11 protein-coding genes and 1 pseudogene are annotated in these 12,815 nt (G+C 69.1%); 7 read left to right on the forward strand and 5 right to left on the reverse strand.

The genetic code is table 11. The annotated features are described in order from the left end of the window. Nucleotides 1–919: S66 peptidase family protein (locus FNH09_RS23280; RefSeq protein ID WP_152891112.1), on the forward strand; the 919-nt coding region annotated here is incomplete at its 5' end. A gap of 79 nt (nucleotides 920–998) precedes the next feature. Here FNH09_RS23280 and FNH09_RS23285 read toward each other — a convergent pair. Then, a complete protein-coding gene (locus FNH09_RS23285) occupies nucleotides 999–1,484 on the reverse strand; it encodes an SPW repeat protein (RefSeq protein WP_152891115.1) in 486 nt (161 codons plus the stop codon). Between the two features lie 392 nt (nucleotides 1,485–1,876). Here FNH09_RS23285 and FNH09_RS23290 point away from each other — a divergent pair, with 392 nt between their 5' ends. After that, on the forward strand, nucleotides 1,877–3,586 hold the full coding sequence (locus FNH09_RS23290) for a SpoIIE family protein phosphatase (RefSeq protein ID WP_152891117.1): 1,710 nt from the start codon (nucleotides 1,877–1,879) through the stop codon (nucleotides 3,584–3,586). Between the two features lie 92 nt (nucleotides 3,587–3,678). Next, a pseudogene (locus FNH09_RS50230) lies at nucleotides 3,679–3,780 on the forward strand (IS5/IS1182 family transposase); the annotation flags it as partial. Between the two features lie 36 nt (nucleotides 3,781–3,816). Here FNH09_RS50230 and FNH09_RS23295 read toward each other — a convergent pair. The 3 genes from FNH09_RS23295 to FNH09_RS23305 all read right to left on the reverse strand — a co-directional run bounded on the left by FNH09_RS23295 (nucleotide 3,817) and on the right by FNH09_RS23305 (nucleotide 5,633). Further along, nucleotides 3,817–4,113 (reverse strand): barstar family protein, encoded by a 297-nt coding sequence (locus FNH09_RS23295; protein ID WP_152891119.1) that lies wholly within the window; start codon nucleotides 4,111–4,113, stop codon nucleotides 3,817–3,819. Nucleotides 4,114–4,171: 58 nt separating this feature from the next. After that, on the reverse strand, nucleotides 4,172–4,840 hold the full coding sequence (locus FNH09_RS23300) for a Type 1 glutamine amidotransferase-like domain-containing protein (protein WP_152891121.1): 669 nt from the start codon (nucleotides 4,838–4,840) through the stop codon (nucleotides 4,172–4,174). Nucleotides 4,841–5,228: 388 nt separating this feature from the next. After that, nucleotides 5,229–5,633 (reverse strand): FKBP-type peptidyl-prolyl cis-trans isomerase, encoded by a 405-nt coding sequence (locus FNH09_RS23305; protein ID WP_152891123.1) that lies wholly within the window; start codon nucleotides 5,631–5,633, stop codon nucleotides 5,229–5,231. Nucleotides 5,634–6,001: 368 nt separating this feature from the next. Here FNH09_RS23305 and FNH09_RS23310 point away from each other — a divergent pair, with 368 nt between their 5' ends. The 3 genes from FNH09_RS23310 to FNH09_RS23320 all read left to right on the forward strand — a co-directional run bounded on the left by FNH09_RS23310 (nucleotide 6,002) and on the right by FNH09_RS23320 (nucleotide 9,973). Further along, nucleotides 6,002–6,751: a MerR family transcriptional regulator gene (locus tag FNH09_RS23310; protein ID WP_152891126.1), complete on the forward strand. Its 750-nt coding sequence runs from the start codon at nucleotides 6,002–6,004 to the stop codon at nucleotides 6,749–6,751. Next, nucleotides 6,748–7,596, forward strand: a complete 849-nt coding sequence (locus FNH09_RS23315) for a hypothetical protein (protein WP_152891128.1) — start codon at nucleotides 6,748–6,750, stop codon at nucleotides 7,594–7,596. Before FNH09_RS23310 ends, FNH09_RS23315 begins: the two co-directional genes overlap by 4 nt. A gap of 205 nt (nucleotides 7,597–7,801) precedes the next feature. Next, nucleotides 7,802–9,973: a SpoIIE family protein phosphatase gene (locus tag FNH09_RS23320; protein WP_152891130.1), complete on the forward strand. Its 2,172-nt coding sequence runs from the start codon at nucleotides 7,802–7,804 to the stop codon at nucleotides 9,971–9,973. Between the two features lie 69 nt (nucleotides 9,974–10,042). Here FNH09_RS23320 and FNH09_RS23325 read toward each other — a convergent pair whose 3' ends face one another. Further along, nucleotides 10,043–10,888 carry an alpha/beta hydrolase gene (locus tag FNH09_RS23325; protein WP_238427004.1) on the reverse strand — a complete coding sequence of 282 codons (846 nt, stop codon included), beginning with the start codon at nucleotides 10,886–10,888 and terminating at the stop codon, nucleotides 10,043–10,045. Between the two features lie 560 nt (nucleotides 10,889–11,448). Here FNH09_RS23325 and FNH09_RS23330 point away from each other — a divergent pair. Beyond that, nucleotides 11,449–12,771 (forward strand): epoxide hydrolase family protein, encoded by a 1,323-nt coding sequence (locus FNH09_RS23330; protein ID WP_152891132.1) that lies wholly within the window; start codon nucleotides 11,449–11,451, stop codon nucleotides 12,769–12,771. Nucleotides 12,772–12,815: the final 44 nt, after the last annotated feature.

Here is a 12,815-nt window from a genome sequence, read left to right on the forward strand (position 1 = left end):
GCCCCCCGAGGGCCTCGTCCGCCCCGCCGCGCCGCGGCCCGGTGACCGTGTCGCCGTCATCGCCGCCAGCGGCCCGCCCAACCAGGAGAACCTGGAGGTCGGCCTCGCATCGCTGCGCGGCCTCGGTCTCAAGCCCGAGGTCTTCGCCTCCGCGCGCGCAGGCGGCGAGTACCTCGCCGGAGACGACTCGCTGCGCGCCCGCGACCTCACCGCAGCGCTCACCGATCCGGCGTTCACGGCCGTCTTCTGCGCGGCCGGCGGCTACGGCGCCCAGCGCACCCTCGAACTGGTCGACTGGGACGCCGTCGGCACCCCCACCCCGCGCACCGTCATCGGCTTCTCCGACGTGACGGCACTGCTGGAAGCAGTCGCCGTGAAACTGGGCTGGACGGGGCTGTTCGGCCCGATGCCCGCCATCCGCGGCTTCCACCCCGGGCGCGCCGACTTCGACGCGCTCGCCGCGCTGCTCACCGACCCCACCTCGGTGAAGGAACTACGCTTCCCGGACTCCCGTCCCCTGGTCGGCGGCACGGCCGAGGGCGTCACCCTCGGCGGCACAGTCACCCTGCTGGCCTGCTCGCTGGGCACCGACACATCGCTGCCGGCACGCGGCGGCATCGTCCTGCTCGAGGATGTCGACGAGGAGACCTTCCGGCTCGACCGCTTCCTCACCCAGCTACGCCGCGCCGGCTACTTCGACGGCGCCGCCGGCATCGTCTGCGGCACGTTCACCGACTGCGGCACCCGCGCACGCGTCGAGGAGCTGCTGCACGACCGGCTCGGCGACCTCAACATCCCGGTCCTGGTCGGTGCGGACATCGGCCACGGCGTCCCGCAGCAGACGTTCCCCGTCGGCACCCGGGCCCGCCTCGACGCGGACGCGGGCGTCCTGACGTTCCTGGACCCCGTGCTTGCCTGACCGACCACCCGGATGGAGAAAACGGCGCGGCAGCGGACAAGGCTCCGGCACCATGGGGGCCTACACGCCCGCGCCGGTCTCAGAGCCGGCCGGGCATGCCGTGGCGGCCGTGGGGGTTGTGGGCTCCGCGTGGGGTGCCGTGGCCGCGGGCGGCCGAGGCGGCGGCGGCGACGGCGAGGAGGGTGGCGATGGCTCCGCTGATGAGGTTGCTGGTGATGGAGCGGGCGTGGGCGACGTCGCCGGCGACGACCCAGGGGGCGACGCAGGTCCAGATGCCGATGACGGCGGCGGCCCAGGCCATGGAGTGGGTGCGCTCGTAGGAGGTGCCGAGACCGCCCAGGAGCAGCATGTAGGCGATACCGGCGATGAGGTTGGTGACGGCGAGGGTGGTGAAGCCGTTGAAGCCGACTATCCACGCGGATGCCGCCAGGTACAAGCCGGTGACAAGAGCGAGGGCCTCGATCACCTGGGCTCGCGGGGTGGCGGCGACGCGGTCGTGCCGGGCCCGCAGTTCCACCAGGTCGGGGTGTTCCTCGATGGGTGCGGCGTGATGGGTTGACGCCATGATGTCCTCCCTTGAAACTATCGCTATCCACCCAGTACCCATAAAAGCGGCATAAATATTGACAGACATGGACAGCGGCGAACCGGTGATCCTGTAGGGCGCCGACCTCGACGAGGGCGGCCACCTCACCCACACCCGGCAGGGCCGCTCGAACGTCCACCAGATCCCTCTTGGCACCGTGCTGCGTCATCCCGCAGACGCAGGGCCCAGCGGCCGCACGTTCCAGCCGCGTCCGCCAAGAAGGACCGGCTGCATATGCGCCAAGGCTTCCCCGACGTGTTTGAGAGCAAGGCCGGATTCGGCGAAGCTGGGGCACTCACGGAAAGCGGATGCCGTGGAGCGAACTCCCTGCCGGCCAGCAGGAAGCAGCCGATCAGCAAGGGGGACCAGGGATGGCAGCGGCGGAGCACGACAAGAGAGTTCCCGCGGCCGCACGTGCTGACGCGCTCACGAGGGCGCTGGAGGCCATCGGGGCCGGAGCGTACATCGTCGACGAGCGGGGACGCATCATCGCGGTCAACGCCCACGCCCAGGACCTGCTGGCGAGGCCGGCCGGCGAGCTGCTCGGCCATGACGCACACGACCTGCTGCACAGGGACGCCCATGGTCGTCCTCTCCCGGCAACGCAGTGCCGTATGCGGCAGGCTTTCCACGCCCGCCGTGTCGCCCAGGCGGAGATGGACCACTTCGTACGCGGAGACGGATCGGTGCTGCCGATCTCCTGGACGGTCGCCCCCTACGACATCGACGGCGAGGCGAGCTGCACTCTGGTGGTCTTCGACCCTTCCGCCCGAGCACAGGAAGCGGGTTCTCGGCCAGGGGCGGTGGACGAGCCGCTGTCGGAGTTGGAGCGGCTCGCACTGTTGGCGGAGACCACCACGCGGCTGACCTCGACCCTGGACGTCGAGGAGACACTGCGCCGGTTGGTGGCGCTGGTGGTGCCGCGACTGGCGGACTGGACCGTCATCGACTTGATCACCGAGCACGACGAGGTATGGCGCAAAGCGGTCGTCCACGCCGAAGGCGACACGCTGGTGTATCACGAGGAACTCCAGGGCCCGATGCCGCCGATCCCCAAGGAGTCCCCGATGCCGCTGTCCCGGGCGCTGCGCGGAGTGGCATCCACGCTGGCCGGACCTCAGACCTACCAGCGGGAGCCGGACTCCGGAATCGCGGTGGAGCAGCGCCGGTTGTTCGACGCCACCGGTATCCGCTCGGCGGCCATCACTCCCATCCGCAGCCCTCGCGAGGTGCTCGGAGCCCTCACGCTGGGACGCGCCGACCATCGGACGGACTTCAGCCCCACCGATCTGCCGCTGATCGAGGACATCACCCGCCGGGCCGGCCTCGCCCTGGACAACGCCCGCCTCTACCAGCGCCAGCGCAAGGTCGCCGAGACCATGCAGAACCATCTGCTGCCCCAGATGCCCCGAGTGCCAGGCCTGGAGATGACCGTCCGCTACCTGCCCGCACCCGACGCCTCGCAGGTCGGCGGCGACTGGTACGACGCCTTCCCTCTGTCCGACGGCGCCACCGCCCTGGCCATCGGCGATGTCGTGGGACACGATCTGGAAGCCGCGGCAGGCATGGCGCAGGTCCGCAACATGCTGCGTGCCTACGCCTGGTCCCAGACGAAGCCCCCCAGCCGGATCATCGAACGGCTCGACGAAGCGATCCGGCACATCACCGATGTCACCATGGCCACCATGATCCTCGCCCGCCTGGAGGAAGCGAACGGTGATCATTGGAAGCTGTCCTGGAGCAACGCCGGCCATCCACCGCCCCTGTTGATCAGCCACGACGGCTTGACCGAGTACCTCACCGACGGCCACGGCATCCTCCTGGGCGTCGAAGCGGGCCGCCGCCCCGACGCCAGTACCATGCTGCCGCCCGGATCCACCCTCGTGCTCTACACCGACGGCCTCATCGAAGAACCCGGCCACACCCTCGACGAGGGCCTGCAACGGCTGCGGCGACACGCCGCTGCCCTCGCCCACCGCCCTCTGGCCTCGTTCACCGACCAACTGCTGCGCCGGGTCCGGCCCGCCGAGAACGACGACGACGTCGCCCTCCTCGCCCTGCGGGCACCTGCCCCGGCATGACCTGGCCGGCATGCCGGGGCCGAACCGGTCAGCTTTAGGCCCTCGGCCCGGGCGCGGCCCACCCACTCCTCGACCAACTGGTCGTCATCGAGCCCGAGGATCACAGGCTCGGACGCTGCCGCGGCAGCTTCAGCACGAAGGTGCATCTTGCCAGTGACGGCCGGGCACGACCGCTGTCCCTTGCTGCCATCATCTGGACCCGGCGATGAGTAAGGCGTCCGCAGGGTTCGTCAGGCCGGCCCATGGACGACGAGGCGGTTCTGCTCTCCATCGAAGATGTCGGCCAGGACGATGGCCTCCCGCCGGTGCCCGCTGAAGAGACCCCGCTGATCGACGTGCACGATCAGGATGTCGTGGCCGTCGATCACCTCGGAGATGCCCCGAGTGTTGATCGTGTCCGACCACGCGTCCAGGTTCCGGCCGAACCACGTCGGCAGCCCGCAAGGCTCGCTCACCGCGTCCCAGAAGTCGTCAGGTGTCTCGATCAGCCGACCCCGCAGGTCAACGATCAGCTCGCCGTCCGTCATCGCACCAGACTATCCAGCGCCTGGGCGCCGCACTGCCCTGCCTATCGCGGGTATCGAGTCACGGATGGAACCGCCACCGGCCTTCAGAAACGACATCCAACTCACCGTCCCTGACGCGAACGGCCGTCTCGTCGTCGATGAAGTAGATCGGGAAATCCGCCCGCGCAACGATGCGATCAGCCCAGGCGTCGTCCCGCTCGGGGAAGTCCGGTGAGTACAGGTGAGGCTTGAGATACCAGTCGAAGAGGCCGAACGGCGGCTCCACGGTCGTCGCGCCGAGCACGTGAAGATCCGCGGCGTCCCCGATGACGTCGGCAGAGTGTTCAGTGAGATTGCGGCTGAAGATCATTGATCCGGCGCTGACCCCCACGTAGACCCGGCTCTCCAGCGCCTCCAGGAAGCCCTCCGCCAGGCCGTTGCCGGTGATGCTGCGCGCGAGGTGGTAATGGCTGCCACCCTCGACATGGATGACGTCGGCGTGGAGCAGCCGGTCGAGCACCATCTGCCGGGGCAGGCCATTCAGCTCCAGGATGTCGAACTGCCGCCAGCCGAGGCCGTGCAGCCGGTTCATGTCCGCGACGACCCACCCGTGATCCCCGGGCTCGGCCATTGACGCCGTGGGAACGTACACGACGTTCGCCGACCCGAACGGCTTGCCCAGCATGTCCCGCAGCGCATCGCGCAGTGTCTCGTTGCGCAGGCCACTCGCCGTCAACAGATAGTGCATCGGACGATGCAAGCACGGCTCACGGCCCCGTGCAACGAACCCTGGATCCACCGATGCCGTCATGGCATGGCCGCATCAGGAACAGGTGACGGGCACACCGTCTTCCGGCCGAGCGGTGCCTCGCGCAGCCGGGCCCGATCTGCGGGAAGGACTCGGCGCGCTCCGGTCGGCCTTCGAACAACTCACCGCCGTGATCTCCGATGGAGAGGTGTCGGCGCCGCCCCCCTGTCCGAGCCTGTACGTCTGCGCTGCCGCGACACGTACACCCGTAGAGGCGCGCCCGTCCCGCGGGAAGACGAGCGGGACGAAAGCGGAGCCCCGCCGGGTTCCCCCACCGGACGACGGCCGACGCGCCGCACCGGGGACACCGGCGTGGCCGTAGGGATCCCTAGGCGTTGCTCCACCCGGTTGTGCTGGAATACGAATCCAGCAGGTCCACCACGAAGACCAGGGTCGAGCCCGGCGGGATCAACGGCGAGGGCGACTGATTCCCGTATCCGAGTCGCGGGGGGACGATGATCTCGCGCCGACCGCCGACCTTCATCCCCCTCACTCCCCGGTCCCAGCCCTTGATGACCTTGCCACCGCCCAGGGCGAACTTGAACGGCTGGTCCCGGTCCCAGGAGGCGTCGAACTCCTTCCCGGACTCGAAGGTCACCCCGACATAGTGGACCCTCACCACCATGCCCGGCTTCACCTCAGCCCCGTCCCCGACCACCAGGTCCCGGATGGTCAGCTCGGTAGGAGCGTCGCCCTCCGGAACGTCGACCTCGGGCTTCATCGGTTCACTCATCGCAGCCTCATCACTCTCCGTCGGAAGCCGTCGCACGGGCCGGCCGGCCGCGTGGACACTCCATGCAGCAGATGGTCACGCTACCGAGCGTGCCGGCCCCCAAAGCACACCGGATCACGCGACCACCCGTAATGATCTTTCGCGCAGCCGATGAACGCGACCGGCACGCACCTGCCGGTCCCGACGGTTCTGTGGGGGTGGTGGGCCGGGATGCTCATCATGGGAAACCCGGAAACCCTGACGCCACGGCAAGGTGAACAAGGTCGATGCGGACTTCGGACATCCGATACGGGTCTGGTGACGCGGGCCTGTCCCGTTGGTGCTGCCGGACTTGACCTTGCCGCGACGTCAGGGTCTGTACTGGGCTCATGCGAATCGGCGAGATCGCCGCACTCGTCGGGGTCACCCCGCGGACCGTGCGGCACTACCACCACCAGGGCCTGCTTCCCGAACCTGCCCGGCTCGGCAACGGCTACCGCCACTACGGCCTGCGCGAGGCCGTCCTGCTCGCCCGGATCCGGCGACTGGCCGAGCTCGGCCTCGCCCTGGAAGAGGTGCGCGACATCCTCGCGGACGACCAGGGCCGGGAGCTCGTGGAGGTCCTGGAGAAACTCGACGACGACCTCGCCCGCCAACAGGCGCTCCTCCAGGACCGCCGGACCCGGCTGCATGTGCTGCTCGTCGAGGCGCGGGCCGGCCGGGTCGCCGCCGACGGGCCGCTGTCGCCGGAACTCACCCGGCTGCTGGCCGGCCTCGGGCCGGTCACGGACTCCCCGACGGCGGCGAAGGACCGCGACCATCTGGTCTTCCTGGACAACGTGCTCCCCCAGGAGCAGCGGACCGGGCTGCTGGCGGCCCTGGACGGGATGCGGGACCACGCGGAACGGTTCTACGCCCTGCTGGACGGCCTCGCCGACAGCAGGCCGGACGACCCGGAGGTGGCCCGTGCCGCGGAGGGGCTCGCCGAACTCATCCCCGACGCGCTCGCCGCGTACTTCCCCGTAAGCGACGAGGGAGCCGTGCAAGCCGCGCTCTTCGCGGATCTCGCGCCCGGCCAGGCGGCGGCGCTCCGCCTCGCGATGCGGCTCGCGACCGGACGGAAGGAAGGACGAGCATGACCACTCCCGAGATCCACACGGCGCCGGGCCCGCCCGCCGTCCGCGCGCGAGGTCCCGTCCAGCGCAGGCTGCGGGCCTTCGCCGTTCCCGCTCAGCTCGCGCTGGCGGTCTGCCTGCTTTCCGGGGTGCCGGTACCCGGCGCGGCCGTCCTCGGAGCCAAACTGCTCCTGCTGGTGACGCTGGGCGCCGAGGCCCGCATGTGGCTGCTGCTGCGCAGGCACGGGCTGTCGCGCCGAGATGCGCTCACGCACCTGGTTCCCGGACCTGTGTTGCGGTTCATCACGCACGAGCTGCGGCTCATGGTGAGCCTCCTCCGCTGGATCGGCCGCCGCCGGCATGGAGTCGAGGGAGCCGAGGCCGTCTTCCCGCACGGCCGCGACCAGGCCGCCCTGATGTACGGCTTCGCGTTCGTCTGCGTCGTCGAGACCGTCGCCCTGTCCTTCCTGCTCGCCAACTGGCCCGTGGCCCACGCCGTGATGCTCGTCGTCGACGTCTACACCGTCCTGTTCGTCCTCGGCATCCACGCGGCCTCCGTCACCCGCCCGCACGTGCTCGCCGACGGCGCCCTGCGCGTCCGGCAGGGCGCCCACCTCGACGTCCGCGTGCCCCTCGACCGGATCGCCTCCGTCCGGCGCGAGACGCTGTTCACCCACGAGAAGAAGGTGGGCGAACTCAACCTCGCCATCGGCTCACAGACCTCCCTCACCCTGCACCTGACCGAACCGGTCGACGCCCCCAGGTTCCTCGGCGCACCCCACCACGTCACCGTGATCCGGATGCACGCGGACGACCCGAAATCTCTCTACGACGCCGTCGCACGAGCACACGCCGCCCTCCCGGCCTGAGAACGGCCGCGGGCCGCTCTCACCCACGCCGACGAGGCTCCGCAGGCTCGTCGCCGCCCTCGTCGGCTGCGCCTGGCCCTGCTCCCCCGTCGCTTCCCGCCGTACGCGAAGCACCCCGAAGGGGACTATAGGGTGAAAACGGGCATAAATCCGGGGGGCCGCCCGGGGTGGCCCCGGGACAGTGACCGCCCTGGAGGTGTTTGCCGTGCCCGGTGAGGGACCGTTCATGCTGGTCGCGCAGGACGGACGGGTGATCCAGTGGTCCGCCGCGGCCGAGGAGACCCTCGGGTGGACTGCGCAGGAGGCCGTGGGCAGACACATCGGTGAGCTGGTGGCGCGGGCGGTCGATGACGAGGGCGGGTGGACCTCCGCCGTCCTGGAGGCCCTGTCGGCATGCTCACCGATGATCTTCCATGTGCTGGACGCCGACCTGCGCGTCCTTCGGCTCGGCGGGGTCTCCGTCGAGGGACCGGCGTGCCCGGTCTCCGTCACGGGTGGAATGTTCCCCGAGGTCTACGGACTTGCCGCGCTCGCCGAGGAGAAGGTTGCGCGCGGTGTTCTCCGGACGGGTGAGCCAGTGGTCGACCACGTGGTGCGGGCACGCCTGCCCGGCGACCCCCGGGCCCGGCACTACTCCCTGTCGTACATCCGGGTGGACAACCTGCACGACGGCATGCAGGGACTGGTCGTCCTCGCTCTCGACGTCACCGACCGGGTCCGGGCTGTGCAACGCCTGACCGTCCTGGAGGCGGTGCGCGACAGTGTCGGCGAACAGCTCGACGTCATCGCGGTCTGCCGGGCCCTGACCGACGCGGTCGTGCCAGGATTTTGCGGCGTCACGGTGGTGGAGGTGATCGACGGGGTCGTACGGGGCGAAGATCCGCCGCTGGCGCCGGTCGACGGAGATGTACAGCTGCTGCGCGCCGCGTTCCGCGGGGTGGTCTCGGCCCATCCCGTGGGCGAGGTGAGCAGGCTGCCCGACGCCACGCCGTTTTCAAGGGTGCTGACCGACCTGCGGCCCAGGCTCGTCCCCGTGACGCCCGATGCCCTCTGGCTGTCGGCCGACCCGGCTCGGGCGGCCGCGATCGCGCAGTCGGACGCCCATTCCCTGATCGTGGCTCCGCTCGCGCTGCGCGGCCAGGCCATGGGAATGGTGAGCTTCTACCGCAGGGGGAGCGAGGAGCCCTTCGAGGAAAGGGACCTCGACCTGACGGCCGACGTGTGCGCTCACGCTGCGCTGTCCATCGACAACGCCCGCCGGTTCGCACGTGAACGCACGATAGCCGCCACCCTGAAGCGCCGGCTGCTGCCGCAACGGCCTGCCGCCACCTCGACGGTCGACATCGCGCGCCTGCACCTGCCCGGACCCGGCGCGGGCGGCGCCTGGTTCGACGTCATAGAGCTTTCCGGCGCCCGGACCGCCCTGGTCCTGGGAGACGTCGCCGGCCGGGGCGTCGCCACCGCGACGGTCATGGGACAGCTGCGGACCGTGATCCACTCCCTGGCCGCCCTCGACCTGCCACCGGACGAATTGATGGCCCGGCTCAGTGATACCGCCACCCGCCTGGCGGGCGAACGCGCGGCGCTTCCGGCCGGGGACAGCCTGCATGCCGAGCCGCTCACCGCGGGATGCCTGATCGCGGTCTACGACGCGGTCGACCAGCACTGCACGATCGTGCGCGCGGGCCTGTCGGACCCCTACGTGGTCTATCCGGACGGCAGAGCGGCACTGGTGCCCGTGCCGGAGGGTCCGGTACTGGCCGGCCCCTGCCACGCCCCATTCCCCGCCACCACCGTGGAGCTGCCCGAGGGCACCACCCTCGCGCTGAACAACGAAGACCTGCTGATACCGACCACTGGCCAGGTGGGCGCCCTGCTTGTTGCAGGAGCCGAGGATTCCCTGGACGAGGTGTGCGACACCGTCGCGTACGCCCTGCGGGACCGTGACGAGTCGGAGAAGCTCCTGCTGCTGGCCCGCGTCAAAGCACTCCCCGCCGACCGGGTCATGATCGTCACACTGCCCACCAGGAACGAGGCCGCTCCGCTGGCGAGGGCCGCCACCCGGCGGCAGCTCGCCGCCTGGAACATCCCAGAGGAAGGGGCTTTCACGGCCGAGCTTGTCGTCAGCGAGTTGGTGGGCAACGCGGTCCGTTACGGCGCCCCTCCGCTCCAACTGCGTCTGGTCCTGGACCGGCATCTGACCTGCGAGGTCCATGACGCCGCGCAATGCGCCCCGCACCTCAAGCACGCACGCACCGTCGACGAGGACGGACGCGGGCTGTTCATCATCGCCAGCCTCGCCGACAACTGGGGCACCCGCTACGGCCCCGACGGCAAGACGGTCTGGGCGCAGCTGTCCGCGAGCCCGCCATCCTGAACCCTCACGTCTCCAGCACCCGCCCGCTGTCCCCCGGCATCACGCTGGACGAGCTGATCGGAAGCGGATTCAGCTCACGGATGAGATGGCGGACTGGATCACCTTGGTCACGGCCGCGGGATCAGACACGAGCGTCAGGTGGGAACCGCCGTTGTAGACCGTCACCTTGGAGCCCGCCCGGTGCGCCATGTTCTGTTCCGAAGCCGGAGTGATGATCTGGTCCCCGCTGCTGATGAAGTACCAGGAGGGAATCGTCTTCCACGCCGCGTACTTGGAAGGGGTGTTGAAGGCCACCGTGGTCGCGGCACGCTGGGTGGCCCACAGGTTGACCGCCTGATCGCGGGGCACACTGCTCGCGAACTTGGTGAGGAACACGTTCTCCTTGAGGTAAAGGGCGGACGCATTGGACGGCGCGTTCGGGTACGGCACGGCGTCGTACAGATCGGCCGGCGACCCCTTGGTCAGGACCGACGTCGGGCCGCTGAGCTGCGCCGTGGTCTCGCCGACCGCCGGTGCGGCGGCGTCGACGAAGACGAGGGCCTTGACGTTGCCGACCCCCTGGGCGGCGTTGGTGATCACTGAGCCGCCGTAGGAGTGCCCCGCCAGGACGATCGGGCCCTTGATGGTCTTGAGGAAGTCGTGGACCGTCTGCGCGTCGGTCGTCAGGTTCTGGAGCGGGTTACCGATGGCACGCACCGTGTAGCCCGCGTGACGCAGCAGACTGATTTCGCCGTTCCAGCTCGATGTGTCCGCCCAAGCCCCGTGCACCAGGACAACGGTGGGTTTCGCCTGTTCGCCGGCCTTGTGTACGGCTGCCGCGGCGCCCCCCGGCGAGGCAGCGGCAGTCGTGGCGGTGGCGGCGATCGCTGCCACCACCAGAGTCATCGCGAGATCACGCCGTGGAATGCACGCCATCGGGGGTCTCCCTGCTTCAGAATCGCATGGACGCATCCTGACGAGAGGGAAAGGCCACGTGGCGCAGAAGGAGCCCGCCGCGGCCATGAAAACGTCCCTGCTGTACCTCACGACGGTAACGCCGCCCCATCACACCAGCATCTGGTAGTGCCCCGAATACCCTCATCGAGACCCGCGTGTTGCACACGCCCGCGCACTCCGCCGACACCGACGCGGCAGGCTGTCAGCGGACAGGTGGATCCGGGCCCAGCGCGTACGACAAGGTCGTGCTCACCGACGGGGCCCGTGTCGGCGATGCCGCCTCGGCTCCCGTCCGAGTTGCCCGCTCACACAGGGAAAGATAGCGTTACGGCCAGTTATGAGCCCGTCGAGCCGCCCGAGCTCTTCGATGTCATGCGAACGCACTCGTCGAGAGGCCGAACTCGAGTCGGTTCACCTGCCATGAGGCAACTCGGTGCGCGCGGGATTCAGCTCGCGCCGATAAACAGATCACTCATGCAGGCTTTTTCTCCGCGCACTCCGCGTCTTCGGATACAGGATTTGATGCAGGGAGATCTGTCATGCCCGAATTTCTCCGCTCGTACTCCCGTCGCAATTTCCTCGCCGCATCGACCACCACTTTGACCGTGGCGGCGACCGGAACTCTAGGACTGCGGTTCTGGGAATATTCAGGCAAGCCGGTCTCGGCGGGTGAGCGGCAGAGCGTCCGTCCCTTCCGCGTGAACATTCCACAGCAGGACCTGACAGATCTGCGCCGTCGGATCATGGCGACGCGCTGGCCCGACCGAGAAACGGTCCACGACAGCTCCCAAGGCGTCCAACTCGCCACGATGAAGGAACTCGCCCAATACTGGGGCACGAAGTACAACTGGCGGAACATCGAAGAGACGCTCAATTCCCTGCCGCAGTACATGACCGAGATCGACGGCCTGGACATACATTTCATCCACGTTCGCTCACGCCACCCGAACGCCCTCCCGATCATCCTGACCCACGGCTGGCCCGGCTCCATCCTGGAGTTCCTGAAGGTCATCGGGCCGCTCAGCGACCCCACGGCCCACGGAGGACGCGCCGAGGACGCCTTCCACCTCGTCATCCCGTCGATGCCCGGCTACGGATTCTCGGAGCGGCCGACGACCACCGGATGGAACCCGGACCGCATCGCGCGCGCCTGGGCCGTGCTGATGGACCGCCTGGGGTACAAGCACTACGTCTCCCAAGGCGGCGACTGGGGCGCCGTAATTTCGGACAAAATGGCCGTACAGCGACCGCCGGGACTTCTCGGGATCCACGTCAACTTCCCGGCCACCGTGCCCCCGGACATCGCGAAGAAGCTCGCCTGCGGAGACCCGGTGCCGGCCGGTCTCGGCCCCGACGAAAAGGCGGCTTACAACAAGCTCGCCGATTTCTACAAGACCGGATCCGGCTACTCGGCCATGATGGTCACCCGCCCTCAGACCGAGGGATACGGACTGACGGACTCGCCCGCCGGGCTTGCCGCCTGGATGTACGACAAATTCGCGGCATGGACATACAGCGGCGGCCACCCCGAACGTGTGCTCACCAAGGACGAAATGCTCAACGACATCACCCTCTACTGGGTGACGAACACAGCGGTCTCCTCGTCGCGGCTCTACTGGGAGAACAACGCCAACAACTTCAACGCCGTTTCGGTATCCCTCCCGGCCGCCATCACGGTGTTCCCCGGCGAGATCTACCAGGCCCCACGCAGCTGGGCGTCACGCGCCTACCACGACCTCTTCTACTTCCACGAGGCACGCAGCGGCGGCCACTTCGCGGCCTGGGAGGTCCCGAACATCTTCACGGACGAACTCCGGGCCGCGTTCTCGTCACTGCGCAAGCAGCAGACCGCAGGAAAGTAGGCACCCGCCGAGAGAGCGGGTGGCAGCAGCAGGGCCACCCGCTG

The sequence above is a fragment of the Streptomyces adustus genome (assembly GCF_009377175.1).
Taxonomy (GTDB): Bacteria; Actinomycetota; Actinomycetes; order Streptomycetales; family Streptomycetaceae; genus Streptomyces; species Streptomyces adustus.